The sequence below is a fragment of the Actinomycetospora corticicola genome (assembly GCF_013409505.1).
GTDB classification, from domain to species: Bacteria; Actinomycetota; Actinomycetes; order Mycobacteriales; family Pseudonocardiaceae; genus Actinomycetospora; species Actinomycetospora corticicola.
The window spans coordinates 298,869-319,192 of record NZ_JACCBN010000001.1; the positions used below are offsets into that span (position 1 = coordinate 298,869).

Annotated in this window: 23 protein-coding genes and 1 pseudogene; 15 read left to right on the top strand and 9 right to left on the bottom strand. The window is 72.8% G+C overall.

Translation table 11 applies throughout. The features are described from left to right. From BJ983_RS01440 to BJ983_RS32005, 5 genes are all read left to right on the top strand, one after another. Window positions 1-2,304 (top strand): hydantoinase B/oxoprolinase family protein, encoded by a 2,304-nt coding sequence (locus BJ983_RS01440; RefSeq protein WP_179792162.1) that lies wholly within the window; start codon window positions 1-3, stop codon window positions 2,302-2,304. Beyond that, window positions 2,301-3,989 carry an FAD-dependent monooxygenase gene (locus BJ983_RS01445; protein WP_179792163.1) on the top strand — a complete coding sequence of 563 codons (1,689 nt, stop codon included), beginning with the start codon at window positions 2,301-2,303 and terminating at the stop codon, window positions 3,987-3,989. The genes BJ983_RS01440 and BJ983_RS01445 overlap by 4 nt, the downstream gene beginning before the upstream one ends. Next, window positions 3,986-5,545 (top strand): AMP-binding protein, encoded by a 1,560-nt coding sequence (locus tag BJ983_RS01450; RefSeq protein WP_179792164.1) that lies wholly within the window; start codon window positions 3,986-3,988, stop codon window positions 5,543-5,545. Before BJ983_RS01445 ends, BJ983_RS01450 begins: the two co-directional genes overlap by 4 nt. Beyond that, window positions 5,542-6,294 (top strand): aspartate racemase/maleate isomerase family protein, encoded by a 753-nt coding sequence (locus BJ983_RS01455; RefSeq protein ID WP_179792165.1) that lies wholly within the window; start codon window positions 5,542-5,544, stop codon window positions 6,292-6,294. Before BJ983_RS01450 ends, BJ983_RS01455 begins: the two co-directional genes overlap by 4 nt. 90 nt (window positions 6,295-6,384) lie before the next feature. Continuing rightward, a complete protein-coding gene (locus tag BJ983_RS32005; RefSeq protein ID WP_179792166.1) occupies window positions 6,385-7,098 on the top strand; it encodes a DUF4253 domain-containing protein in 714 nt (237 codons plus the stop codon). Window positions 7,099-7,501: 403 nt separating this feature from the next. On the opposite strand, the gene BJ983_RS01465 is transcribed toward BJ983_RS32005, so the two are convergent. After that, the gene (locus BJ983_RS01465; protein WP_179792167.1) at window positions 7,502-7,705 is read right to left on the bottom strand and encodes a hypothetical protein; all 204 of its coding nucleotides are present in this window, start codon (window positions 7,703-7,705) and stop codon (window positions 7,502-7,504) included. Window positions 7,706-7,720: 15 nt separating this feature from the next. On the opposite strand from BJ983_RS01465, the gene BJ983_RS01470 reads away from it, so the two are divergent. From BJ983_RS01470 to BJ983_RS31420, 3 genes and pseudogenes are all read left to right on the top strand, one after another. Further along, window positions 7,721-8,005 (top strand): hypothetical protein, encoded by a 285-nt coding sequence (locus BJ983_RS01470; protein ID WP_179792168.1) that lies wholly within the window; start codon window positions 7,721-7,723, stop codon window positions 8,003-8,005. 78 nt (window positions 8,006-8,083) lie between these two features. Further along, window positions 8,084-8,488: pseudogene (locus BJ983_RS31415) on the top strand (amidohydrolase family protein); the annotation flags it as partial. Between the two features lie 88 nt (window positions 8,489-8,576). Continuing rightward, complete coding sequence (locus BJ983_RS31420; RefSeq protein ID WP_281376246.1) at window positions 8,577-9,029, top strand: amidohydrolase family protein; 453 nt, start codon at window positions 8,577-8,579, stop codon at window positions 9,027-9,029. A gap of 495 nt (window positions 9,030-9,524) precedes the next feature. Here BJ983_RS31420 and BJ983_RS01480 read toward each other — a convergent pair whose 3' ends face one another. Continuing rightward, entirely contained in the window at window positions 9,525-10,535 is a 1,011-nt protein-coding gene (locus BJ983_RS01480) for a zinc-binding dehydrogenase (RefSeq protein ID WP_179792169.1), read from the bottom strand. Window position 10,536: 1 nt separating this feature from the next. Then, window positions 10,537-11,445 carry an NADP-dependent oxidoreductase gene (locus BJ983_RS01485; RefSeq protein ID WP_179792170.1) on the bottom strand — a complete coding sequence of 303 codons (909 nt, stop codon included), beginning with the start codon at window positions 11,443-11,445 and terminating at the stop codon, window positions 10,537-10,539. 68 nt (window positions 11,446-11,513) lie between these two features. On the opposite strand from BJ983_RS01485, the gene BJ983_RS01490 reads away from it, so the two are divergent. After that, entirely contained in the window at window positions 11,514-12,188 is a 675-nt protein-coding gene (locus BJ983_RS01490) for a TetR family transcriptional regulator (RefSeq protein WP_179792171.1), read from the top strand. Here BJ983_RS01490 and BJ983_RS01495 read toward each other — a convergent pair. Continuing rightward, a complete protein-coding gene (locus BJ983_RS01495) occupies window positions 12,172-12,519 on the bottom strand; it encodes an antibiotic biosynthesis monooxygenase family protein (protein ID WP_179792172.1) in 348 nt (115 codons plus the stop codon). The two genes, BJ983_RS01490 and BJ983_RS01495, sit on opposite strands and share 17 nt — an antisense overlap. 99 nt (window positions 12,520-12,618) lie before the next feature. On the opposite strand from BJ983_RS01495, the gene BJ983_RS01500 reads away from it, so the two are divergent. From BJ983_RS01500 to BJ983_RS01515, 4 genes are read left to right on the top strand one after another with little or no spacing between them, the layout of a single operon-like run. Next, window positions 12,619-13,353, top strand: a complete 735-nt coding sequence (locus BJ983_RS01500) for a TetR/AcrR family transcriptional regulator (protein ID WP_218890050.1) — start codon at window positions 12,619-12,621, stop codon at window positions 13,351-13,353. 31 nt (window positions 13,354-13,384) lie between these two features. Continuing rightward, window positions 13,385-14,017, top strand: a complete 633-nt coding sequence (locus tag BJ983_RS01505) for a VOC family protein (protein WP_179792173.1) — start codon at window positions 13,385-13,387, stop codon at window positions 14,015-14,017. After that, complete coding sequence (locus BJ983_RS01510) at window positions 14,014-14,259, top strand: hypothetical protein (protein WP_179792174.1); 246 nt, start codon at window positions 14,014-14,016, stop codon at window positions 14,257-14,259. The genes BJ983_RS01505 and BJ983_RS01510 overlap by 4 nt, the downstream gene beginning before the upstream one ends. Next, entirely contained in the window at window positions 14,256-15,506 is a 1,251-nt protein-coding gene (locus tag BJ983_RS01515; RefSeq protein WP_179792175.1) for an alpha/beta fold hydrolase, read from the top strand. Before BJ983_RS01510 ends, BJ983_RS01515 begins: the two co-directional genes overlap by 4 nt. A gap of 686 nt (window positions 15,507-16,192) precedes the next feature. Here BJ983_RS01515 and BJ983_RS01520 read toward each other — a convergent pair. Further along, on the bottom strand, window positions 16,193-16,486 hold the full coding sequence (locus BJ983_RS01520; protein WP_179792176.1) for a hypothetical protein: 294 nt from the start codon (window positions 16,484-16,486) through the stop codon (window positions 16,193-16,195). Window positions 16,487-16,540: 54 nt separating this feature from the next. Beyond that, window positions 16,541-16,732, bottom strand: a complete 192-nt coding sequence (locus BJ983_RS01525) for a hypothetical protein (RefSeq protein WP_179792177.1) — start codon at window positions 16,730-16,732, stop codon at window positions 16,541-16,543. Window positions 16,733-16,736: 4 nt separating this feature from the next. Between BJ983_RS01525 and BJ983_RS01530 the strand changes: the two genes are divergently transcribed. Then, window positions 16,737-17,165: a hypothetical protein gene (locus BJ983_RS01530; protein ID WP_179792178.1), complete on the top strand. Its 429-nt coding sequence runs from the start codon at window positions 16,737-16,739 to the stop codon at window positions 17,163-17,165. Here the strand turns inward: BJ983_RS01530 and BJ983_RS01535 are convergent. Beyond that, window positions 17,162-17,599, bottom strand: coding sequence for a Rieske (2Fe-2S) protein (locus BJ983_RS01535; RefSeq protein ID WP_179792179.1), 438 nt, complete (start codon window positions 17,597-17,599; stop codon window positions 17,162-17,164). The two genes, BJ983_RS01530 and BJ983_RS01535, sit on opposite strands and share 4 nt — an antisense overlap. Continuing rightward, on the bottom strand, window positions 17,596-18,990 hold the full coding sequence (locus BJ983_RS01540) for an alpha/beta hydrolase (protein WP_179792180.1): 1,395 nt from the start codon (window positions 18,988-18,990) through the stop codon (window positions 17,596-17,598). The genes BJ983_RS01535 and BJ983_RS01540 overlap by 4 nt, the downstream gene beginning before the upstream one ends. Window positions 18,991-19,155: 165 nt before the next feature. On the opposite strand from BJ983_RS01540, the gene BJ983_RS01545 reads away from it, so the two are divergent. Continuing rightward, window positions 19,156-19,794 carry a YveK family protein gene (locus BJ983_RS01545; RefSeq protein WP_179792181.1) on the top strand — a complete coding sequence of 213 codons (639 nt, stop codon included), beginning with the start codon at window positions 19,156-19,158 and terminating at the stop codon, window positions 19,792-19,794. Here the strand turns inward: BJ983_RS01545 and BJ983_RS01550 are convergent, their stop codons facing one another. Then, the gene (locus BJ983_RS01550) at window positions 19,795-20,199 is read right to left on the bottom strand and encodes a hypothetical protein (protein WP_179792182.1); all 405 of its coding nucleotides are present in this window, start codon (window positions 20,197-20,199) and stop codon (window positions 19,795-19,797) included. Window positions 20,200-20,324 lie beyond the last annotated feature (125 nt).

Consider the following 20,324-nt stretch of genomic DNA (forward strand, 5'->3'; position numbering starts at 1 on the left):
ATGACGATGGCCGTCCCCGGCTCCGAGCGCTTCTCGAGCCGCCCGATCGACCCCGCCACGCTCGCCGCGCAGCTCCCGGCGAGCCTGCCGATCCACACCGTCACCCAGGAGCAGATCGACGCGCTCGACCCGCTGACCTACGAGGTCATCCGGCACCGCCTCTGGTCGGTCACCGACGAGATGGGCGAGGCGCTCAAGCGCATGTCCGGCTCGCCGATCGTCACCGACGCGAACGACTTCGACTTCGCGGTCTCCGACGAGCTCGGTCAGGAGGTGCAGGTCGGGCTCTACAACACGATGCTCGTCGGCGCCGTCGACCTCGCCATCTACTGGACCCTGCAGCACCGCTCGGTCAACCCCGGCATCGCCGAGGGCGACATGTTCCTCACCAACGACCCGTGGGTCGGCGGCGGGCTGCACCAGAACGACGCGATGGTCTACCAGCCGGTGTTCTGGGAGGGGAAGCTCTTCGGCTGGACCTCCGCGATCGCCCACCAGGCCGACCTCGGTGGCGTCGGCCTCGGCTCCTTCTCCCCGGCCGCGCAGGACGTCTTCTCCGAGTCGCTGCCCACCCCGCCGATCAAGGTCGTCCGCGACGGCGTGCTGCAGGACGACGTCGCCGACGTCTGGGTCCGCCGCTCCCGCGTCCCGATGATGATCGGGCTCGACCTCCGCGCGAAGGTCGGCGCCAACACCGTCGGCCGCGACCGCCTCATCGCCGTCATCGAGCAGTACGGCGCCGACACGGTCAAGGCCGTGATGAAGCGGATGATGTCCGACGCCGAGTCGCGCCTGCGGGGCAAGCTCACCGACCTTCCCGACGGCAGGTGGCGCGCCACCGGCTACCAGGACCAGTCGCACACCGGCGACCGCGGCCTGCACAAGATCACCGTCGAGATGCGCAAGGCCGGCGACCACCTGACCTTCGACTTCACCGGCACCGACCCGCAGTCCGGCGTCGTCAACTGCACCTACGCCGGCATGCGCGGCGGCGTCATGCTCGCGCTGCTGCCGATCCTCGCGGGCGACATCCCGTGGTCGGCCGGCGGGCTCATGCGCTGCTTCGACCTCGTCGCCGAGGAAGGCACGATCAACAACGCGAGCTTCCCGGCCGCCGTCGGGCGTGGACCGATCGGGCCCGCCTGGCTCACCGGCAACCTCGTGGCCGAGTGCCTCTCCCAGATGCTCGACCAGGCGCCCGAACTCGACGCGCACGTCCAGTCCGCCTGCTGCGGCACGTGGGACACCGCCGTCATCGCCGGGCTCGACCAGCGCGGACCGGTCCCGACCCCGTTCCTCTCCATCCTCATGGACCCCATGGCCGGCGGCTACGGCGCGCAGCCGCAGGCCGACGGCATGGACACCGGCGGGCTGTTCTGCATCCCGATGGGCCGCGTGCCGGACGTCGAGATGACCGAGTTCCTCTACCCGGTCCTCGCGCTCTGGCGGCGGGAGGAGCCCGACTCGGGCGGTCCCGGACGACGACGGGGCGGCGTCTCGGCGTCGATGGCGGTCACCCCGCACGGCACGAGCTTCCCGATCGGCCTCGTCCTCGCCTCCAACGGCAAGGCGGTCAGCCAGAACAACGGGCTCGCCGGCGGCTATCCCGGCAACACCGGGGTCGAGTACATCGCCCGAGGCGCCGAGGTCACGACGATGCTCGGTGCCGGTCAGCTGCCCGCCGACCTCGCCGAGGTCGGCGGCACGGCCGAGCTGCAGCCCTGTTACGGCGAGACCTACGTGGCGCCCGGCGAGGTGTTCACGATGTTCTGGCAGGGCGGCGGGGGCTATGGCGACCCGCTGACCCGCTCCCCGGAAGATGTCGCCCGCGATGTGCGGGAGGAGAAGGTCACCGCGGCGAGTGCGGCCTCGGCCTACGGGGTGGTCGTCGTCGACGGGACCGTCGATGCCGAGGCGACCGAGACCCGTCGTCGGGAACTGCGGGAAGCACGCCGCACCCGGGGCGCGAGCGAGGGGACGCGGGAGACGATCGACCTGGCCGAGGCCCGACGTCTGGACGACAACCTGGTCGCCGTGGGCGAGCAGGTGGCGTGCGTGCACTGCGCGACGGTGCTCGGCTTCGGCGCGGTGGGCGAGCTCGATCTGGTCCGCTACGAGGGGCCGGTCAGCGACGCGGGCCCGCAGGTCGTGGACAACGCGGGGGAGTACGTCGACGGCGCGGTGCATTTCCGGCAGTACTGCTGCCCGGGGTGCTTCACGGCGGTGTCGACGGCGGTCGTGCCGGTCGACCACGTCGACGACGTGACCCGGACGAGCCGGGTGCTCGCGGACGCGCGGTCGTGAAGCTGAACCGCGTCGCCGTGCTCGGCGGGGGACCGGGAGGTCTCTACGCCGCACGACTGATCAAGCTCGCGCAGCCGGAGTGCGACGTCGTCGTGCACGAGCAGGGCGTGCCGGACCAGACGTTCGGGTTCGGGGTCGGGCTCGCCGCGCGGACGCAGCGCAAGCTCGCCGAGGCCGACCCCGCCTCGCTCGACGACATCCTGGCCACCGCGTGGTCGCACGACATGCGGATGCGCGTGGGGGACCGGTCGGCGGGGATGAGCGTGAACTCGCTCGTCGCCGTCGGTCGGGCCGACCTGCTGCGGGTGCTGCAGCGGCACGCCGAGAACGCCGGGGTGAAGCTCGAGTTCGGGGTCCGCCGGTCGGCCGACGAGCTGGACGCGGACCTGGTGATCGCGGCGGACGGGGTCGGGAGTGCGACCCGGGCGGCCGGCGACTTCGGCGAGGACGTCGAGGTCGGGAGCGGGTGGTACCTGTGGGCCGGGGTCGACACGGCGCTGCCCCACGCGTTGTTCGCCCCGGAACGGACTGAGCACGGGGTGTTCGTGACGCACGCCTACCCCTACGCCGCGGACCGGAGCACGTTCCTGGTGGAGACGGATCCGGCGACGCTCGCGGCGGCCGGCTTCGACCGTGAGGTGCCACCCGACTCGTCGGACGTCGAGGCTCTGGAGTACCTGTCCGACGTCTTCGCCGACCACCTCGACGGGCATCGCCTGATCGGGAACCGCACGCGCTGGATGCAGTTCCGGACGGTGCGGTGCGCGACCTGGCACTCCGGGCGGACGGTGCTCCTCGGGGACGCCGCACACACGGCGCACTACTCGGTGGGGTCGGGGACGAAGCTGGCGATGGAGGACGCGATCGCTCTGGTCACCGCGCTCGGCGAAGCCGACGATCTCGAACCCGCGTTGAGTGCTTATGAAGCCGCCCGCCGACCCGCCGTGGAGCGGATCCAGGACATCGCCGAGCGCTCCCGTCGCTGGTGGGAGACGTTCCCGGAGCGCCTGGAGCTGCCGGTCGAGCAGCTGCTCGTGGCCTACATGAGCCGGGCCGGGAACGTGCCGCTGGACCGCTTCGCCGCGGGCACACCCGACGTCGTGAATGCCGCCCTGCAGCAGTGGGCGGGGGAGTCGCCGCCCGAGAGTCAGCCGTGTGCCACCGCTGACGCTGAACGTCAGCAGCGGGACACGGTCGCTTCGTCGGCCACGGCCACGGCCGCGCCGGGTCAGCCGTGTGCCACCGCTGACACTGGACGTCAGGAACGGGACACGGTCGGGTCGCTCGCGGAGTGGGTGCTGAGCCGGTCGCTGCGGCCGTCGACGCCCGGGCAGGACCCGGAGGTCGACGACCCGACCGTCGGCCCGCGAGGCTTCGACTCCCGCGTCGTCGCCGACGACCCGGCCGCCCTCGACGCCACAGTGCTCGACCTCGGCGCCGACGACCGGCCGTCGGGGCGCGAGGACGTCGTCGAGAAGGCCGTGCAGCAGGGGGAGCGGACGATGGACGTCATCTGGTTGACCGGCGCTGACGATCGATCGAGCGTGCTGACCCGTCTCGAGGTCGCCGAGCGCTTACGACGGCGGACGCCCGCGCTCGTCGTCGTCGCCGGCCCGCACGCGTGCCGGGACGACTTCGCCGACGGACTCGCCGCCGACCGGACGCACCTGGTGGCCCTGCGATGAGCCTGCTCGGGACGCGCACGATCGCCGACGAGTTCCACGCGGTCGCGCTCGCCAACCCCGACCGCGACGCGGTCGTCGCCGCCCAGGGTCGCCGCAGCTACGCGGAGCTGGACGCCGAGACCGACCGCATCGCTGTCGGGCTCGCCGACCTGGGGCTGCGGCCGGGCGACCCGGTGATCGTGCAGGTCACGAACCGGCTCGAGACCGTCGTCGCCTGGTACGCGATGCTCAAGGCTGGGCTCGTCCCGGTCGCGACCCTCGCCGCCCACCGCGGGCACGAGATCGCCCAGATCAGTCGGGCGGTCGGCGCGCGGGCGCACCTCGTCGAGGCCGGCACGCGCGGAATCGACCTGGTGGCGTTCGCCCACGAACAGGGCCGCGACCACCCGACGATGCACCACGTCGTGGTCGTCGACGACCTGCCCGTCGCCGACATCGACCCCGACGAGGCCCGCAAGCGCGTCGAGGAGATCCAGCGCGGCATCGAGCCCGACGCGATCGCGGTGTTCCAGCTCTCCGGCGGCACCACGGGCGTCCCGAAGCTGATCCCGCGCCACCACGCCGAGTACTGGTACAACGCCCGCGCCTACGCCGACGTCCTCGGCTGGACCGCCGACGACCGCGTCGGCCACCTCATCCCCGTCATCCACAACGCCGGGGTCGTCTGCGGCGTGCACGCCCCGCACTCGGTCGGCGCGTGCCTCGTCCTGACCGACCACGACCTCGACACCGCCATGCCCCTCCTCGTCGCCGAGCGCACCACGTCGGTCCTGTTCGGCCACGTCCACTACCGCGCGCCCGAGCACCCGCTCTACGACCAGCTCGCCGAGACCCTGCGCGTCGTCCTGCTCTCCGGCGCGAAGGTCTCCGAGGAGCTTTTCCGGACGACGGGCCGTGGCGGGGCCTGGGTGGGCCAGCTCTTCGGTATGGCCGAGGGCATGTTCCTGGTGACGCCACAGGGGACGTCGGTGGAGCTGCGCCGGGAGACGGTCGGTGTGCCGATCTCGCCGGAGGACGAGGTGCGCCTCCTCGAGCCGGGTATCGAGACCGAGGTTCCCGACGGCGAGGTGGGCGAGCTCTGCTGCCGCGGCCCGTACACGCTGCGCGCCTACTACGGCGTCGACCGGCCCGAGGCGTTCACCTCGGACGGCTTCTACCGCACCGGCGACCTCGCGGCCGTCCGCCTGCTCGACGGGCACCGCGCGATCTCCATCGAGGGCCGCATCAAGGACCTCATCAACCGCGGCGGCGAGAAGATCAACGCCGAGGAGGTCGAGCTGCTGCTCCTCTCCCACCCGCACGTCGTGGAGGCGGCGCTCGTCGCCATGCCCGACCCCCGACTCGGCGAGCGCGGCTGCGCCTACCTGTCCACGGACGGCACCCCGGTGACGCTGCAGGACCTCCGCGATCACCTGCACCGGCTCGACGTCGCGAAGTTCAAGTGGCCCGAGCGCGTGGAGCTGGTGGAGGCGCTGCCGCGGACGAGGATCGGGAAGCTCGACAAGAAGGCCATGACGGCCGACATCACCGCACGCCTGTCGGGGGAGAACCCGTGAGCCACCACCGCATCGGCATGATCGTCCCGAGCTCGAACGTCACCGTCGAGACCGAGATCCCGGCGCTGCTGGCGCGCCACCCCACGGAGACGTTCTCCTTCCACGGCAGCCGCATGCGCATGCACAAGGTGACGCCCGAGGAACTCGTCGCCATGAACGCGCAGCGCAGCCGGTGCGTCGACGAGCTCGCCGACGCCGGCGTCGACGCCCTGCTCTACGCCTGCCTCGTCGCCGTCATGGCGCAGGGTGCGGGGGAGCACCGGCGGGTCGAGACGGAGGTCGCCGCCCAGCTCGCCGAGCGTGGGCTGCCGGCGGGTCTGGTGTCGTCCGCGGGAGCGCTGGTCGACGCCCTGGCGGCGCGGTCGTGGGGACGCGTCGCGCTCGTGATGCCATACATGAAGCCGCTGGCCGAGCAGGTCGTCGCGTACCTCGAGGCCGAGGGGATCGAGATCGTCGACTGGGCCGCACTCGAGGTCGGCGACAACACCGAGGTCGGCTGCATCCCGGGCTCGCGGGTCGTCGACGCTGCTCGGGGGCTGGATCTGTCCCGCGCCGACGCGCTGGTCATCTCCTGCTGCGTGCAGATGCCCTCGCTGCCGCTGGTGCCCGTCGTCGAGAAGGAGCTCGGCCTGCCCGTGCTCTCCGCGGCGACGGCCGGGGCGTTCTGCCTGCTGCGCTCGCTCGGGCTGCCGCCGGAGCTTCCCGACGCCGGGGCGCTGCTGGTGGCCTCCGGCCTTGTGAGCACTTAGAGGGGCTATAGCCCCACTTAGTGCTCACGGGGCCGAAGCGCCCGTGGAGAAAGATGGAACCGATCGGGCCCGGGGTCAGTCAGAACCCATGTGAAGACCGACCGCGAACCCGTCCCGAAGCTGCTCGAACTCCTCGCCGAGCCGGACCCCTCGCTGTACCGAAGGCTCCTCCGCGACGCACGGAGGTCCCATCGGTGCCCGGTCCTGCTGAACGACGTCACCCTCGATCGCTGTGACTTCGAGGCGATCGACGAGAACCCGGCGCTCGTCGACCTCGATCCACGCACCGTGCTCTCGGACTGGTGGGCGGGGCCGTGTCTCCCGGACTGCCCGTGCGACGAACCCCTCGCCGCCGAGCTCCCACCGCCGGTCGGCCTCGGGCGGGACCTGTCCCGGCACCGCGCGACGATCGCGGCCGCGACGGGGTTCGCACGCGCGGCGCACGGCATCGCGCGCATGGGTGTGGTCGAGGTAGCGCGACCCGCGGACGTCCCGCTGGCGCTGCGGTGGTCGGGCATGTGCAACTACGGGGACCGCGATCTGCCGCGGGCGACCGCCGTCCTGCGGAGCTGGGAGGACCGGTTCGGGGCGGTCGTGTCGTTCGTCGGGCCGGACACGCTGCTGCTCTCGGTCGCGCGCCCTCCGCGTAGTAGTGAGGAGTGCCGGTCGGTCGCGGCGGAGCACTTCGCGTTCTGTCCCGACCAGGTCGATCCTCAGGTGGAGCTCCGCACCACCCCGATCCCGCTCTCGGAATACGCGGAGTCGATCCGCGGAGAGTTCCTGTGGCGGTTCTGGTGGGACTGACATCGCGCGTCGCACGCGGGGCAGCGATCGTCTGCGCGGCCGTCGTCCTGCTGCTCGGTGCGCCGGGAGTCGCGGTCGCACAGGTAGCGGGCCCGTGGGGAGCCTGCGGGCGCGGAACCGACGAACAGAAGACCGTGCAGAACTTCCCTGCCCCCGGCGGGCAGCTGGCACTCCTGTGCGGGGGACCGCGCTACAGCCCCTCACCGACGTGGGGGTACCGGCACCTCCTCTGGAGACACAAGACGGACTTCGAGGGGGCCGCAGGTGGGACCTATCAGAACTGGCGCGACGTCGCCGACCTCGCCATGCGGACCATCGCCGCGGATCCGGACGCGACGTACCCTGCGCGCGGGGACCAGACCTGCCGGTCACGGGTGCTGTTCCTGAGGGATCTGCGGACCAATCAGGTAGTCCGGCAGGTCATCTTCACCATGTACTCCCAGAACGGAGGGAACAGGATCAACACCGTGTTCCCCAGCAATCGCCAGTGCGGACCGTTGTGAGCCGCGGCGATCTGCTCGACGAGTTGGTGTCCGCCCTTCGGCAGGAGGGCCTCGACGCTCAGCCGCCCGAGGGCGCGGAGCGATTCATCGTCGGTGCGACGCACCGAGGGGAGCGGGCCGTGCCGGCCTCCGTGCGCATCCCGGCGGTCGAGGGACAGCGGTACCTGCAGGAACTGCAGGAAGGGTGGGCCGGCGACGACCCGGAGGAGTACGCCTTCGGCATGCTGGTGATGCTCCTGGTCGAGGCCCTGAGCACTGTGCACGACGGTGAGAACAACCTGGTGACGGAGGTCGAGATGCGGCGCGGTCTCGAGGGTCGGCTCGGGTTGCACGAGACCCGGCTCGAGAGTGGCGCGCCGTTCCTTCCTCCGGGCGGCCCCTACGGATGGACCACTGATCGCTAGGTCGCAGAGTGGGGTGTGTGGTGCGCAGGATTCCTGTGCACCAGACACGGCACTCGTCGACCTATGCGGAGGAAGAGCATGACCGGCACCGGGCGGATCGACGTCCACCAGCACCTCATTCCGGCGCGCTACCGGAGCGCGCTGGAGGAGCGGGGGCTGACCGCGGGTGGGTGGCCGACGCCGGACTGGGACCCGGACGCGGCGCTCGCGATGATGGATCGCCGCGGGATCGCTACCGGCGTGTTGTCGATCAGCGCGCCCGGCGTGCACTTCGGGGACGATGCCGAGGCACGGGAGCTGGCGCGGGCGGTCAACGAGGAGCACGCCGAGCTGGTCCGGACGAATCCGGACCGGTTCGGCCAGTTCGCGGTGCTCACGCTGCCCGACGTCGAGGGGGCGATCGCGGAGGCGGCGTACGCGCTCGACGTGCTGGGCGCCGACGGGGTGGTACTGCTGTCGAACGCCGGCGGGGTCTACCTGGGCGATGCCTCGCTGGACCCGCTGTGGCAGGTCCTCGACGAGCGGGCCGCAGTGGTGTTCGTGCACCCGACGGCCCCGCCCGGCCCTGCCGATGCTGCCGGGGCTGCCGAGCCCGCTGCTCGACTTCCCGTTCGACACGACGCGCGCGGCCCTGCAGATGGCGACGCGGCAGGTGCTCGCCCGGTACCCGCGGGTGCGCGTGATCCTGTCGCACGCGGGCGGGTTCGTGCCGTTCGTCGCGAGTCGGCTGGCGGGGGCGGCGATGTTCGCCGAGGGAGTGACCGAGGAGGACATCCTCACCGAGCTGCGGAGCTTCTACGTCGATACCGCGCTGTCAGCGACGCCCACCGCGCTGCCGTCGATCACCGCGTTCTTCCCGCCCGACCACGTGCTCTACGGCAGCGACTTCCCGTTCGCGCCCGAGTCGTGGGGCGTCACGTTCGACCGGGTCCTCGACGAGACCGCGCTGCCGGGGGTCGACCGCGCGAATGCTGAGGCGCTCCTCCCGAGGCTGGGTCAGCGATCCGCAGCGGGACGTGAATGAGCTCCGACGGTGCGGGCACGACAGCCCGGCGGGACCCGCTGATCAGGGTCTGAGGAGGCGAGCCACGCCGCCGGGGGCGAGGGCGTTCGGGGAGGCGGACGTGCCGCTCGTCGTCGAACCGGTCGGTGACGAGGAGCTGTCGGCCCCGACGGACGGCGCCACGCTCAGCACGACCCCGACGAGGATCGCGATCGCGGCGGTCGTGCAGGCCGCGACCGTCAGCTTCGCTCGCCGGACGGCGCGTTCCCGCTGCCGCTTCGCCTCCCGCAGCGGCGAGACGTACCAGCCCTCCGGCCCCTCGGCGGCACGATGCGCACCGCCGCGGGCGACGGTGACCGAGGACCGACCCGGAGGATCAGTGGGTCGATCCGACTGGCGCCGAGGCGTGGGGCCCTCCATGTGTGGGTGCATCGCCCTCGACTATCGGCGCGGATGACACCGCTGTCATCCGCCTGGCCTTGCGATCCGCTGACGGTGACCGACGACGGCGGCGGGTCAGTGCACCCGTACCGACACGTGACCCCGGAACCGCCCCGCGAGCAGGTCGACCATCGCCTGCGGGGCGGCGTCGAGTCCGCCGTCGACCACGGTGTGCGGAAAGACCAGGCCCTCGTCGAGGCAGCGGCGGAACAGGGCGGGCCACTCACCGAGGACGTGCCGGGCGTGCATCAGGGCGAAGCCCCGCAGGTGCACGCCCTTCAGCAGCACCTGCTGCGTGTCGATGCGCGGCCAGGGCGCGCCGGCCTGCTGGGCCGCGAGCGCCCCGCCGATCGCGATCCGCGCGTGCGCGGCCGCCGAAGCGACGACCGCCTCGAGCTGGGTGCCGCCGACCAGGTCCAGCGTGGCGGTGACGCCGTCGGGGGCGGCGTCGCGCAGGGCCGCGGCGAACCCGTCGTCGTGATAGTTCAGGGCGACGTCGAAGCCGAGGTCGTCGACGAGCCATCGGCACTTCTCCGCCGACCCGGCCGTCCCGATCACCCGCGCGGCTCCGAGCCGTCGCGCGATCTGCCCGGCGAGTGAGCCGACGCCGCCGGCCGCGCCGGTCACGACGACGACATCGCCGTCACCGACCGCGGCGACGTCGCGGATCCCGAGCAGTGCGGTGGCGCCGTTGCCGGTGGCCAGGTGGTACTCGGGCGAGGGCAGGAGGTCCGGGTCGAGGACCTGCACGGATGAGGCGTCGACCTCGGCGTACTCCGCCCAGGGGCCGTGGAAGGCGACGAGCGCACCCACCGGCACCGACCCGGCGTCGGGAAGGAGGACGCGACCGATCGCCGGGCCGTTCACGGACTCGTGAATGGCGAGCGGCGGGAAGGGAAGATCGGCGTCGGGGTTCATCCGCTCGCGCAGGACGGCGGCGAGCCCGAGGTGCTCCACGCGCACGAGCAGGCGGCCGGGTGGCGGGGGAGTGACGGGGACGTCGACCGTGCGGAGGACGTCGGTCGTCAGGGCACCCGAGGGCCGGGCGACGAGGTGGACCGCGCGGGCGTGCTCGGGGACGGGCATCTCAGACGACCAGGACGAGCCGACCGCGGACGCGCCCGGTCTCGCTCCAGCGGTGGGCGTCGGCGATCGCGGCGAGCGGGAAGGTGCGCTCGACCGGCAGCCAGAAGCGGCCGGCCTCGATCAGCTCGCCGATCGTGGACATGGCGTGGAAGGCATTGCCGTCGGCGAAGCCGTTGCTGAAGTGGACGCCGTGCGTGGTGGCGCCCTCCATGTCGGCCACGGTGAGCACGCGGTCGGCCGCGCCGGTGAGCTCGATGAGTTCGGGGAGGACGCCGCTGCCGGCGATGTCGACCGCGACGTCGGCGCCGTCGGGGGAGACGGCCCGGACGCGCTCGACGAGCCCGTCCCCGTAGACGACGGGCTCGGCACCGAGCAGGCGGAGGTAGTGCTGGTTGGCCGCGCTCGCGGTGCCGATCACGCGGGCGCCCCGGGCGTTCGCGAGCTGCACCGCGACGCTGCCGATCCCGCCGGAGGCGCCGCTGAGCAGGACGGTCGTGCCGTCGCCGACCTTCAGCTGGTCGAGCACGCGGGTGGCGGTCTCGAGCGCGACGGGAAGGCCGGCCGCGTCGACGAAGCCGAGCGCGCGGGGGATCGGGGCGCGGTAGGTGATGAGCGCGTACTCGGCGGCGCCGGCGTGGTCGTCGGAGATGCCGAAGAGCCGGTCGCCGACCGCCACGTCGGTGACCCCCTCGCCGAGCTCGTCGACGACGCCCGCGACCTCGGCGCCCGTCGTCGAGGGCAGCGGCGCGCCGAAGTTCAGCGTGCCGGCGCGCAGCTTCGGGTCGGACGCGCTCACCCCGACCGCGCGGACCGCGATGCGCACCTGGCCGGGGCCCGGGTGCGGGTCGGGCAGATCGACGATCTCGAGGACCTCGGGCCCTCCGTACTGCTCGAACCGTGCTGCCTTCATGGCTGCCCCTTCCGTCGGTCAGCAACTTATCAGTGGTAAGTCGCTATGTCGCCGGATAGTCTGCGGGCGTGACCAAGGACGTCCTGTGGCTGCGGGACCAGCCGGCGGCCGCCGGGCGGCGGGCCGAGCCGTTGAGCGTGGAGCGGATCGTCACCGCGGCGGTGGCGGAGCTCGACGAGCACGGCGCCGAGCGCCTGACGATGCGGCGGCTCGCGCAGCGCCTCGACGTCACCTCGACGGCGCTCTACTGGCACGTCCGCACCAAGGAGGACGTGCTCGACCTGGCCGTCGACCACGTCCTGGGCGAGGTGCCGATCCCGTCCGGCGTCGAGCCGCGGATCGCCGCGCGCGCCCTGCTGGTCGACTGGCGGGCGGCGATGCTGCGCCACCCCTGGTCGCCGGGGCTGCTCGGGCGTCCGCTCCTGGGCCCGAACGTGCTCGCGCGGATCGAGTTCCTGCAGGCCACGCTGGTGCGGGCGGGCCTGTCGGGCGCCGACCTGCAGGTCGCGACGAAGCTGCTCTCGAACGTCGTCATCGGCACCGCGATGAACGACTCGTCGTGGCGCCGCCTCGACGCCCCGGCCGTCATGGTCCAGGTGCGGGACCACATCGCGGGCCGGGGCGACCTCTATCCCACGCTCGGGTCCTCGGGATTTCTCGACGACGGGTCGTCCGACGACGAGCTCTTCGAGCGCGGGTTGGACCGGGTGCTCGATGCGGTAGGGCTCAGCTCTCCGGCGTGAAGGCGACCGTCGGGCGGTAGAGGCCGGGGAACTGCGCGGGGCGAGGGGCGCTCGGGTCGCTGCCGAAGCGGGTCGCCGCCTCGCGCATCGCCGGGTTCGTGGACGCGTCACGCCAGGCCTGCTCGCTGTCCCAGCGGGCGATGTTGACGAGCTGGAACCGTGCCTCGTCGTTCACGGCCTCGTGGAGCTGCGCACCCCGGAACCCGGCTGCCGCCGCCATGATCGCCGCGAGCTGCTGCCAGCCGACCTTGAACGTCTCCACGTCCTCGCGGGCGATCTCGAAGATGTTGATGAAGGTGACGCCGTCGTCCTGTCCCGCGTTCTGGTCCATTGACCAATGGTAGGTGCTGCGCAGGTGAGTAGAAAGTGGGGTCATAGGCCCACTTAGTGCTCACCTGGCCGGAGGCCACCTCCTCTATCGTCGGCGACCATGAGCGCGCCCGAGCCGACCTCCGACGAGACCCCCGCCCGGCGGCCTCGTCGGGAGCTGGTGGAGGCGCAGATCTACGAGCAGGCGACCCGGCTGTTCGCCGAACGGGGCTTCGCAGGGACGTCGCTGCAGGACATCGCCGACGCCATGGGGATGACCCGGCCGTCGCTCTACTACTACGTCAAGAACAAGGACCAGCTGCTCGCCCGGCTCGTCACCGAGATCACCGAGGCGCCGGCCGCGGCGACCGAGGAGATCGCCGCGCGCGAACTCGACGCGGTGACCAAGCTCGGCGAGCTGGTCCGGCTGATCGCGGGCCAGCAGGCGCGGCACGCGGCGCGGTTCCAGCTCGTCATCCGCTCGGAGTCCGAGCTGCCCGACGACCTCGCCGTGGCCCACCAGGCCGCGAAGCGCCGGGTGCTGGACGGGTTCGCCCGCGTCGTGGACCAGGGCATCCGCAGTGGCGAGTTCCGCCCGCGCGAGGTCCGGACGACGGCGCTCGCGCTCATCGGCATGTGCAACTGGATCGCCTGGTGGTACCGCCCAAGCGGCGCGCAGTCGCCCGAGGACGTCGCCGACCAGATGGCCGAGATGGCGGTCGCGATGGTCGCGCAGGCTCCGGACCGGCTCCCCGAGACGCCGCGGCCCGACGATCCGGCCGCCGCGCTGAGCCTGCTGCGCCAGGACCTGGACTACCTCGAGCGCATCATCGCTACGTCGCCGTCGAAAGATTGACGCCGACGTAGACAGCTCCTACGCTGAGGGCATGGCACTGGAGCACAAGGTCCGCGGTGTCGACCACGCGGCGTTCCCGACGTTCGATCCCGCTGGGACCGTCCGCTTCTACCGCGACGTCCTCGGCTTCCCGGTGGTGCACTCGATCTGCGCGGCGGGCTGGGGTCCGGAGAACCATCCCGACTTCATCCACTTCTTCTTCGACATCGGCAACGACGACCGGATCGCGTTCTTCTACTACTTCGGCCTGGAGCCCCAGCACGCCCATGAGCGCGGGGACGTCTACGCCGGGTTCGGGCCGGAGGTGCCGGAGTTCTTCGTGCGGTCGCGCCACCTCGCGATCCACGTCGACGACGAGGCCGACCTCCTGGAGTACCGGCGCCGGCTCGACGACTCGCAGTGGCCGGTCGAGATGCAGATCCAGCACGAGACCATCGAGTCGATCTACACCCACGACCCCAACGGCTACATGGTCGAGTTCACCCGCGCGATGCGTCCGGTGACGCCGCAGGAGGACCTCGACGCGAACCTGACGATCGACGCGCTGCTCGACGTCGTCACCGCGCCGGACCCGTCGTTCGGGAAGCTGCTGGCCCGCAAGGCCGAGCTGATCGTCGAGCGGGCGGCCGACTGGGAAGCGGCTCGGGAAGGTGCGCAGGTATGACCGCGCTCTACGTCCTCGACGTCCCGGAGAACACCTCGGTGGCGAAGGTGGCGGCGGAGGACCCGGCGGTGACGGTCGGGAAGATCGGCCCGTACTTCGAGATCCGGGCGGACGGTCCGATCGTCATCGACCGTCGGGCCACGGGCTGTCGGCACGCGGTCTGGTACAGCTGCGTCGCCGGGGTCGGCGGCGGGCGGATCGTGCAGCACGACAAGAACGCCCTGCAGGTCGACCCGGTATGAGTGCGCCCACGCGGCTCGGGGCCGGTCGGTACGTTGCGGCCGACGAGCGCCCCGCGGTCACGACGACGATCGTGCACGAGCTGACGACGGCGGACGGCGCCTCCGTCCGCGGTGTGCTCGCGACGGTGCCCGGCGCGCGGACTGTCGTGGTCCTCATGCACCCGCGTCAGGACGTCACCCACCACCCGCTCGTCCCGCCGCTGCTGCAAGCCGGTGCTGCGGTCTGGACGCAGCACACGCGGTCGGTCAACAACGACCTCACGCTCGTGCACGAGCAGGCGCTGCTCGACGTCGCGGCCGGGCTCGCGTTCCTGCGCGACCGCGGCTTCGAGTCGGTCGTGACGCTCGGGCACTCCGGCGGCGGGACCCTCTTCGCCTTCTACGCCGAGCAGGCAGGCCTGGCCGGCGCTGACCGCATCGCGACGACGCCGGGTGGACGCCCGACGAAGCTGGGGGAGGCCCTGCTGCCCCCGGTCGACGCGGCGGTGTTCCTGGCCCCGCACCCCGGGCAGGGGCGGCTGCTGCTCGGATGCATCGACCCCTCGGTCGCCGACGAGGCCGACCCGCTCGCGGCGGTGCCGGACCTGGACCCGTTCGACCCGCGCAACGGCTTCGCGGAGCCGCCGACCAGCTCGTCCTACCCGTCCGAGTTCCTCGAGCGGTTCCGCGCGGCGCAGCGCGACCGGGTCGCCCGGATCGACGCGCGGGCCCACGCGGCGCTCGCCCGGGCTGCCGAGGCCCGCGCTGTGCACAAGCGCACGGGTGCACCCGCGGACCGTCGCCGCGCCCTGGCGCCGGAGATCATCACGGTGTTCCGCACCGACGCCGACCCGCGGTGCGTGGACCTGTCGCTGGACCCCAGCGACCGGCCCTACGGGTCGCTGTTCGGCTCCCGGCCCGACCTCATCAACTACGGGCAGGTCGGGTTCTGCCGGCTCACGACGCCGGAGGCGTGGCTCTCGACCTGGTCGGGGCTGTCGTCGAACGCCGACTTCGTGCGGTGCGCGCCGGGCGTACAGGCACCGACGCTCTTCGTCGAGCTCACCGGTGACCAGGCCGCGTTCCCCGAGGACTCGCAGCGCATGGTGGCCGCGCTGGGGGCATCCGACCTGACGCACGTGAGCGTGCGCGGCACCCACTTCGGGGGAGCGATCGGTCCGGACGAGCCCACCGGCAACGAGCTCGCGGCCCGACAGATCGTCGACTGGCTCGCCCAGCGACACGAGCTCGCGCCGTCGCAGGGGTGAACCCGGTCCGGATCGTGCCGAGAGGACGACGATGTCCGGCCACGGCCGACCCGTCGTCGGGAAGCGCGCGAGAACCTAGGAAGAATCCCTAGGTTCCGTGCGGAGATCCTTCCGCAGACTGCGTGCGCATCGCTGCACCGAACCCGGTGATGCCGAGGTCGTACGGGGACGCCTTGAATGACTCGACGTCTTGGGGGCGTACGAAGCATGGCTGCCTGGAACCCGGTCCGGACCCGGACCGCGATGGGGCTGAGCGCCCTGGTGCTCGCCGCCGCGACCACGGCGGGCCTCCCGCTGGTCGCGATGGGCGAGACGTGCACCGCGGTCGAGGGGCGGGCGGTCTGCACGGCGGGCGACGGCACGCAGGCCGACGCCCGTGGCGCCGGCACCGGAGGGCCGTCGGCGGGGTCGAGCCGCGCCACAACTGGCAGCGCTGCCTCCGGGTCGGCCACCGACTCCGGAACGAGCGGCGGCGCGGGGTCCTCGGGCGCGGGGGCTGCGACCTACGTGCCCGCGACTGCAACCACCCCGGCCAACGCATCGGCTTCCGCAGGGGCCGGCGCGGGCAGCGGAGGCGGCCCGGCGACCGCGGCGACCGCGTCGACCTCGACGGCGCCCGGCACGGCCGCGGGAAGCGCCGCCACGAGCAAGAGCAGCGCCGGAGCCACGGCGAATCCCGACCCCTTCTACGCCAGTGGGGGTGCGGGCGCAGACGCAAGCGCAGGCGCAGTCAACGGTTCGGACCAGTCCGGCGCGGCGGGCGCAGGTAGCGCCGGCACGTTCAACGACGGCAGCCCGACCACCGCGAGCAGCAGCGGTGGCGGGTACGGCGACAACCCCCCGCCCCCCGCGACCGCGTCGACCACCTCCTCGGGGGCGCCGGCCGCGGCGAGCGCGTCCGGGAGCAGTACCTCGACCTCGAGCACCGGCAGCCCGACGGGGGCGGCGGCGAGCTCGGGGGCGAAGAATTCGACTGCCACGGCGTCCGCGCCGGGCGACGGCGCGCAGGCGTCGTCGACCGCCGTGGACGCCTCTCAGGCCACCTCGACCGCCTCCGGGTCATCGTCGAAGGCGGCTTCGGCAGCGTCGACGAACTCGACGGCGACGTCCGAGGCGAAGGGTGCGAATTCGACGGCGGGGTCGGCGGCGTCGGACAGCAGCACGGCGAAGGCGACGGCGGCGGGGGACAACTCGACCGCTCGGGCGTCGGCGACGGGGAACGACAAGTCGGTGGCGTACGCGGGGAAGAACGCGACGGCGACGGCGTCGAGCGCGCAGAACGGGGCGCCCGCCTCGGTGAGCTGTGGCGGTGGGAACGCCTATGCCGTGAACCAGAACGGTCACACGTTCTGCGTGAGCGGGAAGTACTACTCGTTCACCTACGCGCCGAACAAGATCGACCTGACGCTCGACCTGCCGACCGCGCCGCCGAAGAAGTCCTCGTCGTCGTCCTCGACGGTGCAGAAGGCCTCGACCAGCACCGGGTCGTCGTCGAGCAAGGGTTCGTCGAGCAAGGACTCCTCGAGCACGAAGAGCTCGTCGTCCGGGAGCAAGGACTCGTCGTCGGGCAAGGGCTCGTCGTCGGAAAGCAAGGGGTCGGGTAGCACGAACTCGGGCAGCGGCGCGACGAAGCTGGTGACGCTGACCAAGAAGAACTAGGTCACGACGACGGACTGCCCCTGGATCTGCACCGGAATCGCCGGCAGGGGTCGGTCCGCCGGCCCCTGCTCCACGGCGCCCGTGGCCGCGTCGAACACGGAGCCGTGGCAGGGGCAGCTCAGGGTCGGGCCGCGGCCCGAGACCGCGCAGCCCTGGTGGGTGCAGACCGCGCTGTGCGCCACGACGGTGCCGGCGTTCGGCCGGACGAGGGCGACCGGGGCGCCGTTCGGGCTGGTCACGACGACGGTGCCGCCCACGGGCACCTGGTCCAGCGAGGCCAGGGGACCGGGCGCCGGGACGGTGGGCGTGGTCTGCGGACCACCGCACGCCGAGAGCGCTCCGAGCCCGACCAACGCGGCCCCACCCGAGAGGCAGCCCTGCAGCAGCGGACGCCGCGCGAGCGCCGGCGGGTCGGTCGGTTCCGGTCGGCTCATGATCGCACCGTAGGAGCACCTACTGCGGACGGCAGCCCGAGGCGCCCGGCCAACCACGGCAGTGCGTCGGCGAACGCGGCGTGCGCGAACTGCCACGTGTGCTTCCCGGGGCTGATGTGGACGCTGCAGGTGATGCCGCGGGCCGTCGCCTCGGCGCACAGGGTCCGTGCCTCGGTGGCCTGTTGCCCCTGCATCGTCGCGGGGGCCGGGTCCTTGCGGCCGCCCATGCCCGCTCGCGGGTCGGCCGGTGGCGCGGTGGTCGGGGCGTGTCGAGCGGGCCGTGTGGAGGGGTTGTCGGCGAACCACCCGGCGGAGTCCGGGTACGGGGCGTGGTGGGCGAGCACCGTGGTCGGGTCGAAGGCGGCCTGCGCGGCGGCGTTCCCGCCGTAGAGCTGAGCGAGGGTCTGCTGGGCGCCGCCCGCGTTGGGCGCGAGGTCGCCCTGGATGTCCTCGAAGGCGGAGAAGGCGTCGGGCCGGGTGACGCCGAGGTCGACCGCGCACGTCCCGCCCGTCGACCAGCCGACGACGCCCCACTGCGCCGGCGACGCATCCGCCGCGAAGTGCGCGACGACGTACGGGCGGACCTCGTCGACGAGGTGCGTGGCCGCGTTGCCCCGTGGGCCGTCGACGCACTCGGTGTCGTTGCGGAACGAGCCGGTCGAGTCGGCGAACACGAGGATCGGCGCGAGGCCGCCGTGGGTGCGCGCGTAGGCGTCGGCGGTGACGACCGCGTCGCCGGTGCGGATCCAGTCCGTGGGCGTGGCGAACTCGCCGCCGACCATCATCACGGCCGGGAGGCTCGGCGCGTGCGGGGCGAACCACGCGGGCGGCAGGTAGACGTACTCGGTGCGGTGGGCAAAGTGGCTGACGTCGTCCGGGGTGGTCATCGGTACGACGACGCCGGTGGTGCGCGGGGTCCCGCGCATCGCGTCGACAGCCGCGGGAGACGCCTCGTCGGGAAGGGGTGCCGCGGTGAGCTGGGCGTACGCCTCGGCCACCGTCGGGAAGTAGCCGACCCACACGTTGGCCTGGACCCCGGCCGCGAGGAGGGCGAGCAGGAGGGTCCCGACGGCGAGGCCCCGCCGCCACCAGCCGCGCCTCACCACGGCGGCCACGAGCAGGACCAGCGCCACGGCGGCGAGCGCCGCCCACACCCACAGCGCCACGGGCGGCGGGTCGGCCTGCAGGTCCTGGTCCCGCAACGACCACCGCGTCCCGACGACGGCGAGCGCGGCTGCCGCTGCGGCGACGACGAGCGTCACGACGACGGGCCGCGGGCGCGCGCCGCGCAGCAGCCATACCGCGAGGAGCACCAGCAGGACGGCCGCGAGAGCCTGGATCGTGATGGGGAGCCACCCCTGGAGCAGGGACACCCCGGTGCGACGGGACATGGGTGCCACCGTGGCGCCGGGGCCTGAGAGGACCCCGGCGGACGGCCTCGGTCCCGGACGATCTTCAGCGGATCCACAGCTGCGGAGCCGCTCGTTCTCACGGCGCGATCACCAGTGGCGCGGACACTCGTTCGCATGGGTCAACGACACGGGGTGGCGCGGAGCGTGCGCGGAGCACGGTGGGTCGTGCTCGTGGGGATCGTGCTGGGTGCTCTCGCCGGGCTGTTCGCGGACCTGCACATCGACCACACCCCGGTGAGCTCGACGTCGCAGGTGCTGGTGTCCGACGGGGGGATCGGGCTCGCGTCCGCCGACGCCGCGTCGACCGAGGACCAGTACATCGCGGCCCGGATGGACACCTACGCGCAGCTCGGGACCGACACCGCGGTGCTCGCCCCCGCGGCCGCGCAGCTCGACACCACGGTCGACGCACTGCGCCAGGTGGTGCGGGTGACCCCGGTGTCCGACACGACGATGCTCTCGGTCGCGGTGCGCGCCGCGACCCCGCAGGAGGCCGCCACGGCGGACGGCGTGGTCGGGCGGTCCCTGGTGCAGGCGATCACCGCCGCCGAGACGGTCGGCACGAGCCCGTCCCGGGTCACCGTCAGCACGGTCTCGCCGCCGAACCTCCCCGAGGCCCGCTCGGCGCCGCCGCTCGGCGTCGTCACGGTGGCCGGTGCCTTCGCGGGCGGCCTGCTCGTGCTGCTCGGCGCCGTGCTGTGGGGTTCCGGGCTGCTGCAACGGCTGGGACGACGGGTGGACGACGTCGTGTTCGGCGACCCCGCCGACACCGTCCGTCCCTGATCAGGCGTCGGGCAGCGCGTCGGGGTCGGCGGCGAGGGCCGGTGCCCGCCACACGGTCGACTCCGGGAGCTCGGCGAGGAACGTCCGGGCGAGATCGAGCCAGCGGCGTGCGGGGACGCCGGTCTCGCCCTCGAGCCGGGCGCAGGCCGCGGGCAGGTCCCACGCGTCGTCGCGCAGTTGGGGCACGGCGAGGCCGCGGGAGAACACCCACTGGGCGACCTTCAGCCCGCGTCGACCGGGACTCGAGCGCATCGTCCCGACGACGGCCGGGGTCCGCCGGACGGTCGGGTACCGCGTCACCCACGGCCACGTCTGCAGAGCACGGCGCAGCGCCTCGTCGGCCTCGGCGGGATCGAGGCCGGTCACACCCTCGACGAGACACCCGACGGCGAGGCCTTCACCCATCTCGGTCTGCTGCCGCGCTCGTGTCGGTCCCGGTGGCACCTGCCCACGGTGCCGGATCGCGGTGCGGATCCTCGGCGGGCGCGCGGGTCCGATCGGGATCGGACGCGCCGGACCTGCCGCAGACA

What these genes read in the sequence shown, in the direction of transcription:
- BJ983_RS01535 (WP_179792179.1), bottom strand. Translation starts at nt 17,599, where the DNA reads ATGAGCCGACCGGAACCGACCGACCCGCCGGCGCTCGCGCGGCGTCCG.
- BJ983_RS01450 (WP_179792164.1), top strand. Translation starts at nt 3,986, where the DNA reads ATGAGCCTGCTCGGGACGCGCACGATCGCCGACGAGTTCCACGCGGTC.
- BJ983_RS01505 (WP_179792173.1), top strand. Translation starts at nt 13,385, where the DNA reads ATGGCACTGGAGCACAAGGTCCGCGGTGTCGACCACGCGGCGTTCCCG.
- BJ983_RS01500 (WP_218890050.1), top strand. Translation starts at nt 12,619, where the DNA reads ATGAGCGCGCCCGAGCCGACCTCCGACGAGACCCCCGCCCGGCGGCCT.
- BJ983_RS01440 (WP_179792162.1), top strand. Translation starts at nt 1, where the DNA reads ATGACGATGGCCGTCCCCGGCTCCGAGCGCTTCTCGAGCCGCCCGATC.
- BJ983_RS01485 (WP_179792170.1), bottom strand. Translation starts at nt 11,445, where the DNA reads ATGAAGGCAGCACGGTTCGAGCAGTACGGAGGGCCCGAGGTCCTCGAG.
- BJ983_RS01495 (WP_179792172.1), bottom strand. Translation starts at nt 12,519, where the DNA reads ATGGACCAGAACGCGGGACAGGACGACGGCGTCACCTTCATCAACATC.
- BJ983_RS31420 (WP_281376246.1), top strand. Translation starts at nt 8,577, where the DNA reads ATGCTGCCGGGGCTGCCGAGCCCGCTGCTCGACTTCCCGTTCGACACG.
- BJ983_RS01480 (WP_179792169.1), bottom strand. Translation starts at nt 10,535, where the DNA reads ATGCCCGTCCCCGAGCACGCCCGCGCGGTCCACCTCGTCGCCCGGCCC.
- BJ983_RS01510 (WP_179792174.1), top strand. Translation starts at nt 14,014, where the DNA reads ATGACCGCGCTCTACGTCCTCGACGTCCCGGAGAACACCTCGGTGGCG.
- BJ983_RS01550 (WP_179792182.1), bottom strand. Translation starts at nt 20,199, where the DNA reads ATGGGTGAAGGCCTCGCCGTCGGGTGTCTCGTCGAGGGTGTGACCGGC.
- BJ983_RS01540 (WP_179792180.1), bottom strand. Translation starts at nt 18,990, where the DNA reads ATGTCCCGTCGCACCGGGGTGTCCCTGCTCCAGGGGTGGCTCCCCATC.
- BJ983_RS01515 (WP_179792175.1), top strand. Translation starts at nt 14,256, where the DNA reads ATGAGTGCGCCCACGCGGCTCGGGGCCGGTCGGTACGTTGCGGCCGAC.